Annotated in this window: 15 protein-coding genes; 6 read left to right on the top strand and 9 right to left on the bottom strand. The window is 73.0% G+C overall.

Annotation, left to right across the window (positions count from 1 at the left end; translation table 11 throughout):
• Nucleotides 1–76: 76 nt before the first annotated feature.
• Nucleotides 77–790 carry a hypothetical protein gene (locus G6O68_RS08950; protein ID WP_165246778.1) on the top strand — a complete coding sequence of 238 codons (714 nt, stop codon included), beginning with the start codon at nucleotides 77–79 and terminating at the stop codon, nucleotides 788–790.
• 275 nt (nucleotides 791–1,065) lie between these two features.
• On the opposite strand, the gene G6O68_RS08945 is transcribed toward G6O68_RS08950, so the two are convergent.
• From G6O68_RS08945 to G6O68_RS08930, 4 genes are all read right to left on the bottom strand, one after another.
• On the bottom strand, nucleotides 1,066–1,467 hold the full coding sequence (locus tag G6O68_RS08945) for a type II toxin-antitoxin system VapC family toxin (protein WP_165246776.1): 402 nt from the start codon (nucleotides 1,465–1,467) through the stop codon (nucleotides 1,066–1,068).
• A complete protein-coding gene (locus G6O68_RS08940) occupies nucleotides 1,464–1,724 on the bottom strand; it encodes a hypothetical protein (RefSeq protein WP_165246774.1) in 261 nt (86 codons plus the stop codon). Before G6O68_RS08940 ends, G6O68_RS08945 begins: the two co-directional genes overlap by 4 nt.
• Before the next feature lie 66 nt (nucleotides 1,725–1,790).
• On the bottom strand, nucleotides 1,791–5,138 hold the full coding sequence (locus G6O68_RS08935) for a sigma-70 family RNA polymerase sigma factor (protein WP_165246772.1): 3,348 nt from the start codon (nucleotides 5,136–5,138) through the stop codon (nucleotides 1,791–1,793).
• 44 nt (nucleotides 5,139–5,182) lie between these two features.
• Nucleotides 5,183–6,730 (bottom strand): carboxypeptidase-like regulatory domain-containing protein, encoded by a 1,548-nt coding sequence (locus G6O68_RS08930; protein ID WP_165246770.1) that lies wholly within the window; start codon nucleotides 6,728–6,730, stop codon nucleotides 5,183–5,185.
• Between the two features lie 117 nt (nucleotides 6,731–6,847).
• On the opposite strand from G6O68_RS08930, the gene G6O68_RS08925 reads away from it, so the two are divergent.
• On the top strand, nucleotides 6,848–8,329 hold the full coding sequence (locus tag G6O68_RS08925; protein WP_206108053.1) for a family 43 glycosylhydrolase: 1,482 nt from the start codon (nucleotides 6,848–6,850) through the stop codon (nucleotides 8,327–8,329).
• Nucleotides 8,330–8,547: 218 nt separating this feature from the next.
• On the opposite strand, the gene G6O68_RS08920 is transcribed toward G6O68_RS08925, so the two are convergent.
• From G6O68_RS08920 to G6O68_RS08905, 4 genes are all read right to left on the bottom strand, one after another.
• The gene (locus G6O68_RS08920; RefSeq protein WP_165246768.1) at nucleotides 8,548–9,255 is read right to left on the bottom strand and encodes a PEP-CTERM sorting domain-containing protein; all 708 of its coding nucleotides are present in this window, start codon (nucleotides 9,253–9,255) and stop codon (nucleotides 8,548–8,550) included.
• Between the two features lie 369 nt (nucleotides 9,256–9,624).
• The gene (locus G6O68_RS08915; protein WP_165246766.1) at nucleotides 9,625–10,083 is read right to left on the bottom strand and encodes a cupredoxin domain-containing protein; all 459 of its coding nucleotides are present in this window, start codon (nucleotides 10,081–10,083) and stop codon (nucleotides 9,625–9,627) included.
• A gap of 85 nt (nucleotides 10,084–10,168) precedes the next feature.
• Entirely contained in the window at nucleotides 10,169–11,320 is a 1,152-nt protein-coding gene (locus G6O68_RS08910) for a hypothetical protein (protein WP_165246764.1), read from the bottom strand.
• 144 nt (nucleotides 11,321–11,464) lie between these two features.
• Complete coding sequence (locus tag G6O68_RS08905) at nucleotides 11,465–14,401, bottom strand: alpha-L-rhamnosidase-related protein (RefSeq protein ID WP_165246762.1); 2,937 nt, start codon at nucleotides 14,399–14,401, stop codon at nucleotides 11,465–11,467.
• Nucleotides 14,402–14,568: 167 nt separating this feature from the next.
• Here G6O68_RS08905 and G6O68_RS08900 point away from each other — a divergent pair, with 167 nt between their 5' ends.
• Together G6O68_RS08900 and G6O68_RS08895 are read left to right on the top strand one after the other, a co-directional pair.
• A complete protein-coding gene (locus tag G6O68_RS08900) occupies nucleotides 14,569–15,135 on the top strand; it encodes an RNA polymerase sigma factor (protein WP_165246760.1) in 567 nt (188 codons plus the stop codon).
• Nucleotides 15,132–16,481 carry a hypothetical protein gene (locus tag G6O68_RS08895; RefSeq protein ID WP_165246758.1) on the top strand — a complete coding sequence of 450 codons (1,350 nt, stop codon included), beginning with the start codon at nucleotides 15,132–15,134 and terminating at the stop codon, nucleotides 16,479–16,481. Before G6O68_RS08900 ends, G6O68_RS08895 begins: the two co-directional genes overlap by 4 nt.
• A gap of 24 nt (nucleotides 16,482–16,505) precedes the next feature.
• Here G6O68_RS08895 and G6O68_RS08890 read toward each other — a convergent pair whose 3' ends face one another.
• The gene (locus G6O68_RS08890) at nucleotides 16,506–16,790 is read right to left on the bottom strand and encodes a hypothetical protein (RefSeq protein WP_165246756.1); all 285 of its coding nucleotides are present in this window, start codon (nucleotides 16,788–16,790) and stop codon (nucleotides 16,506–16,508) included.
• Between the two features lie 211 nt (nucleotides 16,791–17,001).
• Between G6O68_RS08890 and G6O68_RS08885 the strand changes: the two genes are divergently transcribed.
• Entirely contained in the window at nucleotides 17,002–18,609 is a 1,608-nt protein-coding gene (locus G6O68_RS08885; RefSeq protein WP_165246754.1) for a hypothetical protein, read from the top strand.
• Nucleotides 18,610–18,758: 149 nt separating this feature from the next.
• Nucleotides 18,759–19,745 (top strand): hypothetical protein, encoded by a 987-nt coding sequence (locus G6O68_RS08880; RefSeq protein ID WP_165246752.1) that lies wholly within the window; start codon nucleotides 18,759–18,761, stop codon nucleotides 19,743–19,745.
• Nucleotides 19,746–19,903: the final 158 nt, after the last annotated feature.

Raw genomic sequence — 19,903 nt, 5'->3', positions numbered from 1 at the left:
TGCGTCGCCGCGAGGGCCGGGTTACCCTGGCCAGCCCACGACCGATGCGAAGCCGCAACCCGGGAGCCCCTCCACCATGACCCCGCTACTCCGACTCCGCCCGCTCGCCCTCCTCCTCCTCGCCCTGACCGCGGCCCTCCCGGCCCTCGCCCAGGAGGCCAAGAAGGAGGAGCCCCCCGCCGCCGCACCCCCGGCCGAAGACCCGGCCAAGCTCAAGGAGCAGATCGCCGCCCTCCAGAAGGAGGTCGCCGAGCTGAAGACCAAGCTCGCCAAGGTCGAGGTCGAGAAGCTCGGCGCGTCGCTCACGGTCGACAAGGGGAAGGACGGGGCCGAGGTCGCCACGGTCAACATCCTCAAGACCTGGTCCGGCGACAAGGAAGGGCTGGGCTTCCTCAAGACCATCCCCAACCTCCAGGTCGTCTACATCGACACCCCCCAGATCGCCGACGCCGCGCTCGCCCCGCTCAAGGAGCTGCCCGGCCTCACCGCGCTCACCCTGATGAGCCCCGCGATCACCGACGCCGGCCTCGAACAGATCAAGGACCTCAAGGGCCTGACCATGCTCTTCCTGACCAACAGCAAGGTCGGCGACGCGGGCCTGGCCCACCTGAAGGGCCTCCCCAACCTCCAGGTCCTCGCCCTCAGCCGCACCGCCGTCACCGACGCCGGCCTGGAGACCCTCAAGGAGGTCAAGAGCCTCAAGTCCGTCTACCTGATCGGCGCCAACGTCTCCCCCGAGGCCGTCGCCAAGTTCAAGGAAGCCGTCCCCGGCGTCGCCGTCTACAAGTGACCCGCCCTACCCCCTTCCCCCACCTCGCGGGGGAAGGCGGCCCGTCAGGGCCGGATGAGGGGGAAGACGATCAGGAACGCCGTCGGATGACCAGCCGACGCGGGCGTCCGCCCCAAAGGTCGGGCGGGCGGGGCCTGCATGATGGGGAAGCGCCTCGCCCGCGTCCAACGAGGCCGCCCTCTCAGGGCTTCACGCCGATCGCCTTCGCCAGGGCGTCCTTGACGCCCTCCCCGCGCAGGCCACGGGCGAGGATCTTGCCTTCGGGGCCGATCGGTTCAGTCGACGAGCCAGTCTTCAGTCCGCAGCCCGGGAATGCTTATGAAGTGCGCCGTGTTGTGCGTGACCAGGGTCAGGTCGTAGACCATCGCCGTGGCGGCGATCAGCAGGTCCATGCCGTCGACGCCGACCCCGACTCGCCTCAACTCGACGCGAAGCCGCCCAAACTCGGAGGCGCAATCGGCGTCGAAGTCGAGGACGCCGACCTCGCGGAAGAGCAGGTCGTCGAGGGCCTCGCGGAGAGGATCGGCGGCCGGGCGTGCGAGCGCCCACACGGAGAGTTCCGCCACGCAGATGCTCGACGTGTACAGGCGTCCGGAATGCTGGACGAAGCGATGGCCCAGGCTCGAAGGCCGTCGCAGGTAGGCGGAGAGGATGTTCGTATCCAGGAGGAAGCTCACTCGGGTGCCTCGCGGCTCGACGGCCGATGGCGATCCCGCTCGATCTCCTCCAGGACGCGGTCGTCCTCCTCGGTCCAGATCCCGGCCAGCGCGCCGGCGGCCGAGCTGAGGACGCCGGGGGTCCAGCCGGGGGGCGGGCCGGGGAGCGACTTCTTCGACCGGAGGACGACCTCGACCCTCCGGCCGTCCTCGATGCCGGTCTCCTCGTCCAGCTCGATCGTCCGTCCGCGAATGACGCCTCGCAGGATCCTGTCCATGAGAACGGCCCTCCCTTCTCCGCCCCCATTCTAGGGTCGTCGCGCGGGCGCGGGAAGCCGTCGCATTCACGGCTTGGCGCTCAGCGCCTTCGCCACGGCGGCCTGGATCCCCGCCCCGCGCAGGCCACGGGCGACGATCTTGCCGTCGGGGCCGACGAGGACCAATGACGGGATCGCGCGGACGCCGTAGGCGGCGTTGGGGCCCTGGGTGCCGCCGTTGAGGAAGGCCATCGTCCAGGGGACCTTGTGCTCGTCCTGGAACTTGCGCGGGGCGTCGATCGACTCGTCCAGGCTGAGGCCGACGATCGCCAGCCGGCCGTCCTTCCCGAAGGCGTCGTACGCGGCCCGGATGTGCGGCTCCTCGGCGAGACACGGCCCGCACCAGGTCGCCCAGAAGCCGAGCAGGACGTACTTGCCGGCGAAGTCCGACAGCCGCAGCGGCTCCCCGTCGAGCGTCGTCGCGTCGATCGGCGGGGCGACGTCGCCGACGTCGGGCGCGTCGTCGCGGAAGGTGGACGCGGCGCGTTCCGATCCGACGCTAAGGTCGCCCAGGTCCATAAGGCCGGGCTTGTCAGGCTTGGCGACGCCGGCCAGGTGGTAGACGTCGTCGCGGCGAATGCGGATCTCGTAACGCTGGCCGACGACCAGCGGCGGCAGCGTGAACCGGCCCTCGTCGTCGGTGACCACCTCGGGCGCGAAGGCCGTATACGAGGTGCCGTCGCGGGTCTCCCGGTCGTGGACCTGGAAGCCCCACTCCAGCTTCTCCCGCCGCGCCGGCTCCCCCTTCTCGTCGAGGATCCGGCCGGTCGCCGTCGCGGTGGGGGCGAGCACGAGGGCGACCTCCGGCTCGTCGGGGCCGACCTCGACGAGGGCGCCCAGGCCGCCGTCGGCGGTCTTCACGCAGACGTAGGTCCGTTCGAGCCGACGCTCGGTCTGGAATCGGCCGTCGGCGTCGGCGACCACCGTGAAGGGGATGCCGGAGACCTCCGCGATCTCCACCCGGGCGCCCGCCGCCGGCTTGCCCGACTCGTCGACCACCCTCCCGGAGAACCGCCCGCGCTCGGGCCGGTCCATGTGGAAGTCGCGGATCAGCACCGGCTCGTCGCCCACGACGAGGGTCGAGCGGTCGTCGCGGACCGGGCCGGTCAGCTCGTACGTCCCGGGGGGCAGGCGGAGCGCATAGGAGCCGTCGGGCTCGACGTCCGCGTTCGCGAACATCCGGACCCGGCGGTCGGCGGCTTCCCCTCCCTCGCGCGGGTCGTCCGGCGCGGCGCCGCGGGTCTGCTGGGCGTGGACCCAGGCCTGGGTCGCCGGGCGTCGGTCGGGGCCGACGGTCAGCCTCCCCTTCACGAGCGTCCCCTTCACCAGGCCGATGTCGACCCCCTCGATCGGCCTCCCCGCCGGGGCGACGACGTCCATCCGCGCCGGGGCGGTCCAATCGCGGTCGTCGACCCACACGGCGTAGGTCTCGCCCGGAGGGACCTGCAACGTATACCGGCCCTCGTCGTCCGTCCGCGTCCGTTCGTAGCCGCGGTCGTTCCCCCGGCCCGACCCGAACGCGAGGACCTTGATCCCCCGCGCCGGCGAGCCGTCGGGCCGCGTGACCCGGCCGCGGATCTTCACGTCCCGCTCCAGCCGTGCGGACACTTCGTCGGGCTGGTCCTCCTCGATGACGATGCGTCGCGAGGTGATCCCGTCGCCCATCGGCCAGAAGGCCAGGCTGTACTTCGACCTCGGCAGCCAGTCGAAGGTCGCCACGCCGTCCGGGCCGGTCGTCTCGTGATGGATCCGGCTCGCGTAGTTGACCACGCTCGCCCGGTCGTCGCGCTTCAGCAGCCAGACGTAGAAGCCGACGCCGGCGGCGGGCCGGCCTTCCTCGTCGACGGCCCGGATCCGCACGGTCCGGGGCTCGCCGAGGGTCAGGGCGACGAACGCCGGCAGGGCGTCGGCCTTCACGCCCTCGACCCGGTCGCCGGCGCGGCCCTCGCCGAACTCCGCGTAGTCGAAGCCGGCCGCCGGCTTCTGGGCGGTGATCCAGGGGACGACGGCGTCGGCGGGGACGAGCAGGCGGGCCTCGCCGTCGGGCCCGGTGGTCTCGTGGGCGACTGCGTTGTAGGCGGCGACGGCCTCGACCGTCACGCCGGCCGCGGGATCCCCGGCCGCGTCGGCGACGCGGACGCGGACCTCGCGAGACGGCCGGACGACGATCCTCGCCGGTTCCTGGGCCTGGGCCGGCGTCAGCTCGCGATCGACCCGCAGGAGCCCGGCCGAACGGCCGTCGTCCGTCCGCGCCAGGATCGTCCAGTTGCCCAGGTTCGGCCGGTCGACGGCCATCTCGTAAGCGCCGTCCGGGCCGGTCGTCGCGCGGACCTCGCGGATCGACTCGGGGTCGAGCCGCACCTCGGCCCCGGCGAGCGGGCGGTCGGCCTCGTCGACGACCACGCCCCGGAGGCGGACCGGGCCGGTCTGCTTCGCGGGCTCGGGCTCGTCGGCCGGGGCGACGGCGGGCGCCGGATCGGGCTGCGGGGCGAGGCCCCCATACCCCCAGGCCAGGCCGGCGGTGAGGGCGAGGGCGGCGAGGCCCGCGGCGGACGAGGCGGCGGCTTTCCATCGGGCGGCGGCGAGCATGGCGAGGACTCCTTCGGCGAGGGCGGCGACCGAGGCCGGGACCGTCCCGGCGTGCGGAGACCGGACGTTGGCGGCGAGGCGGGTCGAGGCGTCGACCAGCGCGGCGAGGCCGGCCGTCGCCGGCCGGGGGACCAGCGCCGCGCCGAGCGACCCGACGGCCAGGCCGCGGCGGGCGAGGCGGTCGCGCAGGAGGTTGCGGCCCCGGGCGAGGCGGCTCGAAAGCGTCCCTTCGGCCAGGCCCAGCCGCGAGGCGGCGTCGCGGCGCGAGGCGCCCTCCAGCTCGCAGAGCAAAATCGGCTCGCGGTAGCGGCCGGGGAGCCGCTCCAACTCCTCGTCGAGCGCCGCGCGGAGGTCGGCCAGGTCGGCGTCCGCCGGGGCCGGCGCGGCGAGGGCGTCGTCGAGCGGCCCCCCTTCCCGGTCGCGGAGCCGCAGGGCGCGGCGGCGGGCCTCCTTCCCGGTGCGGACGGCCACGCCGTAGAGCCAGGGCCGCAGGTCGTCGGGACGCCGCAGCGAGCCGGCCTTGCGGGCGAGGATCAGGAAGACGGCCTGGAACGCGTCGTCGGCGTCGGTCCGCCCGGGCCCATGTCCGTCGAGCATCCGCCGGCAGACCGAGAGCACCATCGGCCCGTGCCGCCGCACCAGCGCCGCGAAGGCGTCCTCGCGATCCAGCCCCTCGCCGACCGCGAACCGCTCCAGCAGCCGTGCGTCGTCCAGGTCCCCCACCGGCCCCGTCGCGTAAAGCGCCCGGATCCGCCGGAACGTCTCGTTCGTCGGCCCTCGGCCCATCCCCGCGCCCCCTCGACCCTTCGTTCGTCGCCCCGCTCCCCACTCTACTGGTCGAGGAGGGGCCGGCGCGTCCGAGATTTCGAGAACGGGAGGGCGGATTTCCTGAAGGGCCCCCCCTCGGGCTCCGGCGGCGGGCCGACGACGGGGAAGTCGCGGACGACCTCCGCCTGGTCCGTGACCGCGACCGGGGCCGTGGAGCCGCCGGGGCCTTCCAGGACGTAGGTCCCGGGCCCGACCCGGAACATGTACCGGCCGCGTGCGTCGGCCGGGGCGTAGCTCGTGCGGAAGACCCCCTCGCGGCCGATGAGGACCTCGTCGGGCGGCGCGACGGTCGTCTCGTAGAGCCGGACCCCCGCCCCCGCCGCGAGGGGGCCTCCCGGCCTTTCCCGCACGACGCCGCGGAGGAGCGTCCCGCGCGCCAGGCGGAAGTCCACCCCGTCGACCGGGGCGCCCGCCTCGACGAGGACCCCGCGCCGCGTGGCCGCCGCCCAGTCCGCGTCGTCGACGGAGACGGCGTACATCTCGTCCGGGGCCGCGTCGAGGGCGTAGGTCCCGTCGTCGGCCGTCCGCGCCAGGCCCACCCCCAGGTCCTCGCCGAAGCCGCGCCCCTGGGCCGTCACCCGGACGTCCCTCGCGGGCGAGCCGTCGGGGAGCGTGACCCGCCCCCGGATCGGCGTGAGTCGCGCGAGGCGGACCGTCGCCGATTCGTCCGGCTCCCCCTCCACGACCGTCCGCCGCACGGCGAACCGGGGATCGATCGGGAAGAGGGTGATCGGGTGGGCGACCCCGGCGGGGAGCCAGTCGAACGCGGCGAGTCCCTCGGCGTCGGTCGTCGCCGACATGATCCGGCCGTTGAACCCGAGGCCGGTCCGGTTCTCGTCGCGCTGGAAGAACCAGGCGGTGAACGCGACGCCAGCCGCCGGCCGGCCCTGCTCGTCGACCGCCCGCAGCCGGATCACGCGTGGGGGGCCGAGCGTGAGGGCGACCGGGGCCGGGTCGGGGGGCCCGTCGGCGGCGGCGGCGGGGAGGAAATCGAAGCCGACCCCGAGCTTGCGCGCGACGAGCCATTCCACGGGCGCTTCGGCCGGCGCGAAGGCGGTCGCCCGGCCGTCGGCGTCGGTCGCGGCGCGGGGGTAGGCCCGACGCTCGCCGACGGCCTGGACCTCGGCGCCGGCGACCGGCCGACCCTCGGCGTCGCTCACGATCGCAACGATCGACCGGGCCGGCCGGGCGACGATCCGCGTCGGAACCTCGCACGCGGCCCGCGAGGCGGCGGCGTCGTATCGGAAGACGCCGAGGCGTCGGCCCCCCTCGGCGACGGCCAGGAGCGACCGCCCCTGCAACGTCCGGGACGCCGGCTCTTCCAGGATGAAGCCGCCGTCGGCCCCGGTGGCGGCGACGCGCTCGGTCGGGGTGTCGGCGTCGAGCCGGACCTCGGCGCCGGCCAGGGGGGAGCCCCGTTCGTCGACCACGACCCCCCGGAGCCGGAGCGGCCGGGGGCCGCCGAGGGGACCTTCGCCGTCGGACGCCCAGGCGGGACCCGTGGCGGCTAGGACGCATGCCAGGACCTTGCGGCTCAGCCTCGCGAGCACGGCGGGCCTCCTTCCCTCGGGATCCCCCCCGGCCGCGCCCTTCGTACAATAGGGCGGTACGGCTGAGGATGGACGGGTGGTGGTTCGACGCTTCGAACGCGGAGGATGTTCCCGGTGATGAAGAGGACGACGCGCGCGATGGTGCTGGCGGCGCTGGGGGCGGCCTTCGCGACGGTCGCGGACGCCCCCGCGCAGGAGGTCCGGGACTTCTTCAACATCGTCGCGCCCAACGGGGCCGACCCCTGGGTCTACCGGCACGACGACGGCTGGTACTACATCACCTACACGACGGGCCGCGACGTGACCCTCCGGCGCTCGCGGACGATCTCCGGGCTGGGGGGGGCCGAGAGCCGCGTCATCTGGGAGCCGGCCCCCGGCACGCCCTACAGCAAGGAGATCTGGGCGCCGGAGATCCACCACCTGCGCGGGAAGTGGTACGTCTACGTCGCGGCCGACGACGGCCGCAACGCCAACCACCGCATGGTCGTCCTGGAGAACCCGGCGGCCGACCCGTTCGAAGGCGAATTCGTCTTCAAGGGAAAGCTCGCCGACCAATCCGACCGCTGGGCCATCGACGGCACCGTGCTGAAGCTCGGCGAGGGCGAGGCCGAGCGGCTCTACTTCGTCTGGTCGGGCTGGGAGGGGGATCGGAACGTCGACCAGCGGACCTACATCGCCCCGATGAGCGACCCGGCGGCGATCTCCGGGCCCCGCGTCGAGCTGTCGCGGCCGACCCTGGACTGGGAGAAGGCCGCCGGCCCGCCGACGATCAACGAGGGGCCGCAGGCGCTCGTGCGCGACGGCCGGATGTTCCTGATCTACTCGGCCGCGGGGAGCTGGAGCGACTTCTACTGCCTGGGGATGCTCTCGGCGAAGGCCGACGCCGACCCGCTCGACCCGGCCTCGTGGACGAAGGCGCCCGCGCCGGTGTTCGCGAGCGGCAACGACGTGACCGCGCCGGGGCACTGCTCGTTCACCAAGTCGCCCGACGGCTCGCAGGACTGGATCGTCTACCACGCGGCCAAGCGGCCCGGCTCGGGCTGGTCGCGCTCGGTGCGCGCGCAGCCGTTCACCTGGGACGCCGACGGCTTCCCCGACTTCGACGTCCCCACGCCGCACGATCGGCCGATCCCGGTCCCGTCCGGCGAGCCCGGCCGGCTGCGGCTGGAGGCGGAGAAAGCCCGACTCGAAGGCGGGGCGAAGGCCGAAGCCGCCGAGGGCGCGTCCGGCGGATCCGGGGTGAGCCTGGCCGGCGTGGAGTCGCGGGCGACCTTCGACGTGCCGGTCGCGGAGGCCGGGACCTACGTCGTCGCCGTCCGCTACCGGCGCGAGCCCGCCGGCGAAGGCGAGCGGAACGCGCGGGTCGATCAGCGGGTGCTGGTCGACGATCGGCCGGCGGGGACGATCGCCTATCCCGACTCGGGGGGTGGTCGCTGGTCGGCGGCCTTCGCCCGGCTCGCGCTGGGGGCCGGGACGAACCGGGTGTCGCTCGCGCCCGGGGCCGGCCGGGCCGAGATCGACGCCCTAGACGTGATCCTGGACCCCCTGCCCCCGGACGCGCCGACGCCCGCGAGCCCGAAGGGCCGCCGGGCGCGTTGAGGCGTCGTCTCGCGGACCCCTCGCGGAACGCCGCTGGCTCGGGACCGTCGAGGGGTCTGGCGCGGGTGCCACGGGTTCGTGAACCCGTGGATCGGCGTCGGGCCGGTCCCGAGCCGTGGCCGAGATCCCCCGGCCGGTTCACGGGTTCTCCGAACCCGTGGCACCCGAGGTATTCCTCCGCAGTTCTGGAGAGCTGGACGACAGACCGTTTGTCGCGGTCAGGCCGCCGCGCGGCGACGGCGGCGGAGCGTCCAGGCGGCCGGGGCGGCGACGCCGAGGCCGAGCAGGAGCATCGAGCAGGGCTCGGGGATGGCGACGGCGGTGCCCAGGGTCACAAAGCCGATGTAGGTGTCGGGGGTGCCGTCCAGCAGGTGGGCGCGGACGACGTAGCGGAAGGTGAACTCGAAGCCCGGGCCCAGGTCCGGCAGGTCGGCGTAGGTGTCGATCGTGAACACGCCCAGGTCGAGGAGGCCGGGGCCGACGTTGGGGATCGAGGTGCCGGGGGGCACCGCGGCCTCGGGCGCGAACGTGAACCGGACGTTCGCCACGTCGACCGTCGGCGCGGGGCTGCCGGCCGGCCAGACGTCGGTGCCGGTGACCGTCTTGTTCACCAGCCAGCCGGTGTCGGCCGGCAGGCCGCCGTCGGGGGACTGGGGCTGGCTGGTCGGCGAGGCGCCGTTGACGCCCACGATCCCCTCGATCGTGATCGAGTCGAACAGGCGGATCTCGTAGCCGGGGTTCAGGTAGGCCTGGAAGCTGTACCGATAGACGGGGTCGCCGGCCACGGGCGTGATCCCGGGCCCCGTGGTGGGCCGGGTGAGGATGATCGACGCGGCGCGGGCGTCGGCGGCGGCGAAGGCCGACCCGAGGGTCGCCGCCAGGATGATCGCCGCGGCGCGGCAGAGGGGACGAGGCGTCTCGATCATGGGGAATCTCCCGGTCGTCCGGAAAAGGGGTGTCTCTGGGTTGCGTCGGCTCGGCCGAGACTCGTCCCTGAGGCGGCGGCCGCGGCTCCCGATCGCCGCCCCCTCGCCGGGGAGTCCGCGATCGGCGCGGCTCGCAAGGCGGGCCGGGGCCCGCCGGGGGGTGGCGCGAACGATCCAGGAGATCGGCGTCGCGCGGCCGCGATCGGAACGCAAGGCGTCCGGGTCGGATCGGCTGCGCCACGGGCGGGATTGTAGCAGTTCGTGGTGATCCCTCACAAGCATGACTGTTCACGAATGATGCGAAGAATCGTCACGTCGTGCGGGATCGCGCCGCAGCGTCCGCCGTCGGCCTCGCGCGGCCGGGCGTCGTCAGCGGCGGGCGGCGGAGAAGAAGGCGATCTCCCCCTCCGGCGCGGCCCGGCCGTCGGCCCGATACTTGAGCGTCACGTCCTCGGCCGGCAGGCCGCCGAGAGACCGGTACATCTTGCCGTCGAACAGGACGTCCTTCGACGCCCCCGGCGCGATGGCCTTCACCTCGAACGCCGGGGCCTTCCCCGGCCCGGCCGCCACGGCGCGGAGGGCGTGGGGGCGGTCGTCCTTGTTGACCCACCGGATCGTCTCGCCGACGACGATCGTGACCGGCTCCACCTGCTTCCGGCCCCGCTCCCGGAAGGCGAGCGAGCCCTTCTCGCGGACGATCTCCACCACCTTGTCGGGCTCCTTCGCCCGACCCTGCTCCGACGCCTCGCCGTCGAGACGCGCCGGGACGAAGGCCGCCGAGGCCAGGGCGGCGAGTGCGAGTGCAAATGCGAGCGCCGTGCGGCTCATGGGACGCCCCTTTCGCGTCGGGCGACGGTTCCGTTCCGAGGGCCGGGCGGGGGTCGGCCCCCCGCCCGATCGAGTCCGCGTCGGCTCAGTCGTCGTCGAGGACCCGCTTGCGGAGCGCGTCCAGGTCCTTGAGCCTGCCCCCGAAGTGGTCGCGGATCTTCTTCGAGACCTGCCGGTTCTCGGCCAGCTCCCTGAGCACGAGCTTCTTCGCCGCCAGGATGTCGGCGATATCCTCCTTGCCTCGGGGGTAGACCTCGGCCGCCCCCTTCTTGTCCTGGTCCGACAGCGCGACGTTCGCGAAGTCGGTGTAGCAGGGGCTGTCCTTGCCCGCGGCGAACATGAAGGGTTCGAAGTAGTACTTCATGATCGAGTTCTTGTCGAACGCCCCGGCCACGATCGAGCTCGACGGCGGCAGCTGCTTCAGGTTGAAGTCCACCTTCTGGCGCGACCAGTTGTTGGGCGGGCCCCCGAGCTGCGTGTAGAGTCCCGGCCGTCGGCCGGCGGAGTCGGGGACGAACTGCCCGCCGGGGCCCGCGGTCCGGACGTAGCCGGGGTCGTCCTCGAACCGGAAGTCGCAGGGGGGGGTCCCCTGGTGCTCGTGCTCGAAGCCGATGGCGTGGCCGAACTCGTGGAGCGTGATCCCCTTCCAGTCGGACGGCTTGTGGACGTCGAACCGCTCGAAGTTCATCGACTCCTCGCCCGGCGCGGTGATCGTGGAGTCGATGCTGTCGTTGCCGACCAGCGAGAAATACCCGCGCTGATTGAAGGAGATCCGGATCTCCGCCGCGTACTGCGAGTCGCTCGGGCTCCACGTCCGGTACTTGCCGGTCGCCGGGTCCAGGCCGAAGTCGAACTTGAGGTTCGCGTACTCGGTCCATTCCGAGGCCGTCTCGGCGATCTCGCGATGCAGGGCGTCGCTCCCGCCTCGGAAGGCGACCTTGACGGTCTCTCCGGGGTTCCATCGCTTGGCGATCCGGGCGACGAAGCCCGCCGCGCCCATCGGGCCCCCCGCCGGCTGGTTCATCTCCGCCCGGCGCTCCTCCAGCCGCTTCGCGATCCGATCCGGCAGGGCCTCCAGCAGCGTCGAGACGGCGTGGTCCGCCCCGGCGGCGGGCGCCTGAGCCGGGGCCGGAGCCTCCTGGAAGAACCCCAGGGCGGGCGCGGCCGCGACGGCCGCGCAGGCCGCCGACAGCAGGGCCCCGCCGAGCCACGACATCCTCATGGTGCGACTTCTCATGCGTTCACTCCCTGATGGCGTCAATCCGACCTCGGGAAAGGCCCCCGGCGGGCGAAGTCTCCGGCGCCGGGGGCGAACTTCCTCCAGGAATACGGATCGCGGCGGGAATGCTTACAAAGGAGTCTTGCTCGCCGGCGGCCGGCGTCAGGGCGCGGCCTGGCCGTTGAACGTCAAAGGCTTGCCGGCGGTCTCCGGGTTGCGGCCGACGGCGAGCGTCACCCCCTCGGGGGCGGTCGCCTCGACGGCCAGGGCCCCCTGCGCGTCGAGCTTCCACGAGACGGCGATCGGCCCCTTGGCGGTGACGACCGTCCCCTTCGCCCAGGAGAGGCCCGAGGGCCGGGGGTTGATCTCCACCGTCGCCGCCGCCGGCGCGGTGGGCTTCACGCCCAGGACGATCCGGGGCAGGTAGAGGTTCGGCGCCGACGACCAGGCGTGGCAGTGGCTCCGCGTCGGGAACCCGCCGCCGCCGGTCGTCCCGGTGGCGAAGCTCTCCCAGACCGTCGTCGCCCCGGCGTCGAGCATCGGCAGGTAGTTTTTGTAGATCTCGGCGATGATGGCGTCCTCGCGGCCGAGGGCCTCCATCGCGCCGTAGTGGTAGAGCGCGGCGAACGGCGAGCCGACGCGGACCATCCCCTCGGGGGGCGTCAGCACGTTCTTCGCCGCGGCGGCCCTGTTCCGGGGGTCGACCGCGTCGTACAGGATCGCCAGGAAGCTGGTGTGCTGGCTGGTCGACTCGCTGGCCTTGCCGTCGTCGTGGACGGAGTCCGGGTACGCCTGCTTCTCGCGGTCCCAGAGCAGGTTCACCCCCTTCACCAGCCGGGCGCGGGTGGACTTCAGCCAGGCGTCGCGCGACCGGTCGCCGAGCGCCTCGGCCGACTTCAAGGCCGCGTCGATCGCGCCGATGAAGAACAGGCTGTTGTGCAGCACCGTCTTGCGGTTCTGGTCCAGGCCCGACCAGTCGAAGAAGTTCCAGTAGGCCCCGGTGAACAGCCCCTGGGGGTTGAGGTGCTTCTCGGCGCCTTGCAGGTTCTTGATCGCCGACGCGTGGAACTCCCTCAGCGTCTCCAGGTCGCCGGCGTACCAGTAGTAGTCCCAGATCGAGATCCCCCAGAGGAAGCTCCAGGCCGGGATCAGCACGTCCCAGCTCGAAGGCGTCTGGCAGCCGGCGATCGGGTAGTGCTCCAGCGACTCCGCCGTGATCCGGATGCAGCGCCGGGCCAGGTCGGTCGCGCCGAAGACCTGGTACGCCAGCAGCGACTCGTTCCGCGCGTCGCCGACCCAGTGGGTCTGCTCGTACAGCGGGCAGTCGGTGTACGTGTCCTCCATGCAGAGCTTGAGCGTCCGCGTGGAGATCTCCCAGATCCGGTCCAGCCTCGGGTCGCTGCAGGCGAAGCTCCCCGCCTGCTCCACCGGGTAGGTGGACTCGATCAGCCGCAGGTTGCGGATCGCGACCGGCGTCTGCTGGTTCCGCAGCGTCACGAACAGGTAGCGGCCCGACCGTCGCTTGATCGACGTGAACCGGTTCACCCCCTTCTTGGTGACGTAGCGCATCCCGTTGCGGTTGCCCAGCGGGAACTGGATGCGGCCGTCGGGGGCGATGTACTCCACGCCGAAGACGTCGATCGTCACCCCCGCGTCGGCGACCAGTTCGAAGTCGTAGTAGCCGACGTTCTGCTCGCCCAGGTCGTACAGCAGCTCCACGTCGCCGTCGGGGCTGGGGCGGACCGTCGTCATGGACGGCGACTCGTGCGTCAGGGCGTACGGCTGCGACACCAGCGCGTCGGCCGGGCCGACCACCTTGCGGTCCACGAACCGCCAGAAGGCGTCGCGCACGAACATCTCGCGCGAGGGCAACTGCTTGATCCGATCCGCCGTCTTCGCCTTCAGGTCGTCGGCCGATTTCACCGCCGCCAGCAGCTCGGCCTTGGCGGCGTTGTAGCCCTGCTCGGCCTTGGCGAACTCCGGGCGGAGCCCCAGGTCGGGCCAGGCCAGGTCGTCGCCCGCCACGGCGAACTCGGGGAAGGCGAGGAAGCAGAACGGGTTGGTCTGCTCGTCGTCGATCGGGTTGACCAGCCGGAAGCCCTTCGGCTCCACGAACCGGACGGCCTTTTCCTTATCGTGGCCGAACATGTTGCGGACGAACCCCAGCAGCAGGTGCCGGCCGGGCTCCAGCTTGAACGCGCCGTCCTCGGCCCGCGCGCCGTCGATCGCGAAGTCGACGTTCTCGTTCGCGACCCGGACCTCGCACGGCTCGTCGTTGACGATCAGGGTGGCGAGCCCGCAACCGGCGCTCGTGTTGCGGTTGGCCTCGATGAGGCCGGGGTGGACCAGGCGGGAGGCGGGGAAGGCGAAGTTCCAGCCGTCGGCCCGCACCACCTTCGCACCCAGGTAGGTCTTGAGCGGGAACGGCTGGAGCGTCATCAGCGCCACGTCGCGCGGGCGGAGGTCCTTCCAGGGGCCGCGCGTCGCCTCGGCGACGACCTTCGCGGGGGCGTACTGCGGCGCGGCTTCGAGCGTCGCGTCGTAGACCTCGGCGGGCTCCATCTGGATGCTGACCTTGGGCGTGTTGCGCGACCAGGCCTCGGCCGGCGCGACCTCCCACGAATCGTCGGTGACCACGGTCGTCGTCCGCTCATCGGTCCCCAGCACGTCGACCTGCACCAGCAGCCCGGGACGCTTGGGGACCCGGTGGAAGTCCCCCACGCCGTAGTACCGGGCGACGACCTGCACCTCGTTCTCCCCCTCGCGGAGGTACGGGGTGACGTCCACGTCGTCGTACTGGTAATGCTCTGCCCAGGCCCGGCCGGGGCCGTCGCCCACCCACCGGCCGTTGATCGAGAGCCGGTAGTAGCTGTCCGCCGTGATCCGGACCCGCCCCCGCGACGGCCGATCGAGCGTGAACGCCTTGCGGGCGAGGATCGTCTGGTTGTACGGCTGCTCCTCCTCCTGATCCAGCCAGATCCAGCGCGCCGAAAGCTCCCCCCCTGGCGCCGCCGGGGCCGTCGCCTCCTCGCCCCGCGCCCCTCCGACGCCCAGGACCGCCGCCCAGCACGCCACCGCCACGATTCGCGATCGCATCATCGTTCGCACCATTCCGTCCGTGTCGTCGAAACCCCGGCGCCGGCCGCGCCCCGCACTTCGCCCGATGATACCCCCGCCCGACGCCCGATCCCAGGCTCCGTCCCGTCCTCGCGGAATCTCAAAGCCGAGGCTGGACGGATCGCCCTCGGCGGCGACTAGATACGGTGATGATCGGGAACGAAGCCACGACCGACGCGGAGCTGGTGGCCCGGACGCTGGCGGGGGACCGCGAGGCGTTCGGCGACCTGTACGACCGCTACGCCCGCCTCGTCCTCGCGATCGTCCGCCGCGAGGCGCCCGGCCGCTCCGCGCACGACCTGACGCAGGAGTGCTTCCTGCGAGCCTACAAGGGGCTCGGGGGCCTCCAGGCGCCCGATCGGTTCGGGGCCTGGCTGGTGGGCGTGGCCCGGCGGGTGGCGCTGGACCATCGCCGATCCTCGCGACGCGACCGGCACCGCTTCGTCGAGGCCGAGGCGCTCGACGTCCGCGCCGGGTTCGACCGCGCGTCGGCCCAGGACGCCGAGGAACTCGCGCTCCTGATGCGTCGGGTCGCCGAGCTTCCCGAACGCGAGCGGTTGGCGATCGACGCCTTCTACCTCCAGGACCAGGACGCCGCCCGCACGGCCGAGCTGCTGCGGCTCTCGCGGTCGGGGACGTACGCCCTGCTGGCCCGCGCCCTGGCGCGGCTGGCCTCGGCGATGGGGCTCGACGGCCCCGAGGAGACCGGACCATGAACCACCCGACCCCCGAGGAACTCGCCCGCGACGCCCTGGGCCTCCCCGCGCCTGCCCCCCTCGCCGAGCACCTGGCCGCCTGCCCGGCCTGCCGCGACCGGCGCGACGCCCTGCGGGCCCTCTCGGCCCGGCTCGCCGACGCCTACGACGGCGCGGAGGCCCCCGCCGACGGCCGCGCCCGGCTCCTCGCCGCCCTCTCCCGGTCGACCGCCCCGTCGCGGCCGACGCCCCCCCCTCTCGTCCCCTTCTGGAAGGATCCGATCATGAGACGACGACTCTTCGCCGGCGGCGCGGCCGCCTCCCTCGCGATCGTCGCGACGGCCCTCTGGCTCGCGACCGGCCCCCGCCCGGCCTTCGCCATGTCCCAGGTCGCCGAGGCCGTCCGCGCCGCGAGGTCGTACCAGTATTCGTTGACGATGAGGACGCCGCAGGGCGCGGGCGAGCCCCGGGCCGTCATGACGAGCCGCTGCCTCTGGCTCGCCCCCGGCTCGACGCGTTGCGAGACGTCGGTGATCGACGCCGAGGGCCGCACGACGCCGGACATGACGGAGATCCAGCCTGCGGGCGCCCCGGGGATCGACGTCTACCCTCGCCAGAAGCTGTTCGCCCGGACGAAGCCCCAACTCGGCCGCGTCTCCCCCTTCATCCGGGTCGACGCCCTCGGATCGTACTCGGGCGTCGCCGACCGCGACCTCGGCGAGAAGACGATCGCCGGCGTCCGCGCCCGGGGCTTCTCCCTGGACCCCAGGAAGATCGAGCCCGACATGCAACCCGACTCGGCGATGGAAGTCTGGGCCGACGTCGCCACCCATCGCCCCGTCCTGGTCAAGCTGACGATCCGCGACGCCTCAGGTCCCATGGTCAAGGAACTCGATGACTTCCGCTGGGACGTCCCCATCGACCCCAAGCTCTTCGAGACGACCCCGCCCCAGGGCTACACCGACGCCACCCCCCCCGAGAAGTCTCCGGAGGAGATCGCCGGGATCATCGCCGCCTCCCTCCGCACGTTCGCCGAGTTCAGCGGGGGCCACTACCCGCGAGTCGACATGCTCTACGGCGACGTGACCGACGACGAGCTGGCCCGGCTGGCCGGCCTGGAGCCGAAGCCGCAGCGCCCGCCGGGGCCCGACGCGGCCGAGACCTATCGCAAGTTCTGGGACGCACGCTCGGGCTTCGGCTGGATCAACTCCCTCCTCGTCGACAACGCCGACGCTTCCTACCACGGCAAGACCGTCGGACCCAAGGACGCGGACAAGGTCCTGATGCGCTGGAGGCGCGACGACGGCCGCGATCAGGTCATCTACGGCGACCTGAGGACGGCCGTCGAGGCACCGGACCGGCCCTGAAACCCGGCCCCGCCCCGCCAGGGCTCAGACGTCGGCGGGCCAGGGAGCGGCCTTGGTCGCGGGGGTCGGCCGGGTGCGGGCGACGCCGACGGACGTCAGCATCGCGCCGACGGCGAGGCAGGCCCAGTCCTGGGCGTCGAAGTCGGACGGCCGCAGGCTCTCCGGGAGCACCGCGCTGTTCGGCATGTGGTCATAGAACCGCTCGATCCGCTCCTTGTCGTGCGACCTGGTGATCGAGTGGATCAGGACCGGCGCCAGGATGAGGGTCGCGCCGACGAGGATCAGGATCAGGCCGTTGTTCGATTTCACGATTCGAGTCCCGGGGAGGGCGACGGGTCGGCGTCCCGGACGGTCGGGCGCCGCACCCGGGTTGTTCGCCCCTCGTCGCCGATTATTGGACCCGTCCTCGACCGCGCCGCCCGCCGGGGATTTCGACCCCTTGCGACGGCGGGGGCGATATCCTGAAGGTCGCTTCAGCCCCCCGGCATCGCCTCGCGGGCGACCCGCGATCGGAGGTGAGATGAGCGCGATCGTCGCCGCCCCGGGCGGATTCCTCGGCCTGGAACGCGTGGCCCGCCGGCTGGTGGCGGAGGACGGGTTCGCCGATCGCGAGGCCGCCCTGCGGGCCGTCGCCGAATACGAGCGGTTCTTCCGGCTCGCGGCGGAGGATCGCGGGGAGGTGTTCGTCCCCTCCCGGCGGGTGGACCTCGTCTGGCGTCGGCACATGCTGGACACGTCGGCCTACGCCGAGGACTGCCGCCGATGGGCGGGGGGCTACCTCCATCGAGACCTCGGCCCCCCCGCCGGCGGCTATGAGCGGACGCTCGCCCGCCTCCGGCCGATCGATCCCGACGCCTGGGACGGGCCGGGGCCCGCCTTCGTCGCGGCCGAGGGCCCCGACGCGGCCGTCGTCGCGCAGGCGCGATCGGGACTGGATCGGGAGGACCTGTCGGGCCTCGTCACGCGGGTCCGCGACGCCCTGCGTGAGGCCCCGTCGCACGCGGCCTGGATCGTGGAGGCCCTCGACCTGCTGGAGACGGACCCGGAGCTGGCCGTCCGGGAGTATCGGCGGTTCCTGACGCTGCTGATCGACGGGGCCGGCCCGGTCGCGCCTTGCAAGCTCGTCGACGAGTTCTGGCACCAGCACATCCTGGACAGCCGCACCTACGCCCGCTTCTGCGACCGCGTCGCCGGCCGCCCCCTCCACCACGCCCCGAGCTACGAGAAGCCCCACGGCTTCCACGAGCCCGCCTTCCGGCGCACCCTCGCCCTGTATCGGCGGCGGAACGGGGCCGAGCCCCCCGCCCGGATCTGGGCGCACATGGGGGAGAGCGGGGGCGGCGACGGCGGCTCGTCCGGCGGCTCCCCCCTCTACGAGATCAGCACGCCCGATCGGGTGCGCGCGAAGCTGGGGATCGGCCGCGTCGACCGCCGCTTCCAGGCGCTCCACCCCGTCCTCGCCGGGCGGGGGGTCACGCCCGACCTCTGGGCCGACTTCCTCCACGACCTGGACGCCGTCCCGCTGATCTCCTGGGACGACTTCGCGGCGAGGAGGGGGAACTCGCCGCGAGCCTGGGGGGTGGTCCAACTCGCGGCCCTGGGCCTCTTCGCCCTGGCGTCCGCAACCGGCCCGAGCGACCCCCGCACGGCCCGCCCGGCGATCGAGGCGGTACGCCTCCTGCTCACGCTCCCCGCGACGATCACCTTCGGCGCGGCGCCTTTGGTCTACATGCTCCGCTACGCCTCGAGGCCGATCGACGAGGCCAGGCTCGACGCGGTCCTGTCCCGATACGGGCCGCTCCTGAACAAGTACGGGGTCCAGGTCGACCGCGTCGGCGACGAGCGATCGATCACCATCGAGGCGGCCCTGACGGGCGAGGACCTGCGGCGGCTGGCGGACCTGGAGGAGCTTCGCCGCCAGGAGGACGCCCACGAGCGCGCAGAGGCCGGGGCGCAGCGGAAGAAAGAACGCGACGCCTACTACCTCGACCGCGGCGTCGCGCCCGGCCCGCTGGCCTGGTATCGCCTGCTGCCGGACTGGCTCCAGGCGACCCTCCTGGGCCTGGCCGTCGGCCTGCCCCTGGCCCTCGGGGCGGCCGTCGGGTGGGCCCTCCTCCGCTCGAATTGAAGCGAGCCTCACCCCCACGGACGTGAGCGACGAGTTCCGCCCCGATCGGGCACGCCGCTTGCATTGTACAAAAGTCCAGTATCCGGGGGACGGGCCGCAAGGGGCGGCCTTCCCGGGACGGATCGCCAGGGACGAGAAGCGAGGCGGACATGGCCGCGAAGAGCGAAGCGCAGGAGAAGTCGGGCGCCGAGTCGAAGGCGAAGTCCAAGGCCAAGGTGCCGGCCGCGAAGGCGAAGGCGAAGGCCGAAGCGAAGCCGAAGAAGGCGCCGGCGAAGCCCAGGGCGTCGAAGGCGAAGGCGAACGTCGAGGCGGCGGCCGACCCGAAGCCGATGAAGGAGCAGGTGGGCGAGCCGGGACTCCGGGGGCGCGAGGTGGACGAGTCGCGGGGCCCCATCCTGGAGCGGGGCGACCTGTTCTTCTTCTACCGCCCCGACGTGGACGAGTCGACGCCGAGGGGTCTGGTGGACGTCCGCCGGTTCCACATGGTGCTGCGTCCCGAGGGGGGCGACGGGCTCCGGCTGATCACGGTCGGCCGCAAGACGCTCCCCGAGGCCGTCGAGGAGGGCCGCAGCCACTGGGCGTTCGTCGACCGGACCTTCGACGCCCCCGACGCGCTCCGCGAAGCCCTCGCGGGGTCGACCTATGAGACCGAGACGATGGGCGAGCGGACCTTGCCCGAGGCCCGCCCGGCCGGCGAGGGCGCCTACGCCCTGGTCCGACACGGCCGGAGCACCATCCTGGCCTACGCCCTGGCCGCCCCCGAGGAGCCCGGCGAGGTCCAGCGCGCCTTCCACATCGACCGCGAAGGCCGCTTCGCGGTCGCCGTCAAGAACCCCGAGGCCGGCTCGCCCGAGGGCCTCGGCCTGGAGGAGGATCGCCGCGTCGAGTTCCCCGAGGAACTCCAGGACCGCTTCGGCGGCCGTCGCTGGTCCCCCGTCGACCCGCCGTCGTTCCTCGACCACGAGGGGGCCGAACTCGTCCTGATCGGCGGCCGCGAGTCCGCCGAGGACCTGGGCGTCGACCTCGAACTCGACCCCGAGCCCCGCGACGAGCACGACGCCGAGGTCTTCTCCGAGCTCCACCTCGACCGCTCCGACCGCACCCTGCGCCCCCTCTTCGAAGGCGACTGGAGCTGAGCCGTTCGCGGGGGGGGGGAGCTCGGGGGATCCGCCCGTCTCCCCCCCCCGCGAGGGGGAAGGGCGTTCGGCGAAGGTCGGCCCGCACGTTTCCCCGCCAGCCCTCGGGCTCATCTTCCCTCTCATCCGACTAGGGGGCCGACTTCGGCCTCCGGGCG

Source organism: Paludisphaera soli (assembly GCF_011064595.1).
Classification (GTDB): Bacteria; Planctomycetota; Planctomycetia; order Isosphaerales; family Isosphaeraceae; genus Paludisphaera; species Paludisphaera soli.
The sequence above is the reverse complement of the archived record's forward strand: the minus strand, read 5'-3'. Positions and strand labels throughout refer to the sequence as shown.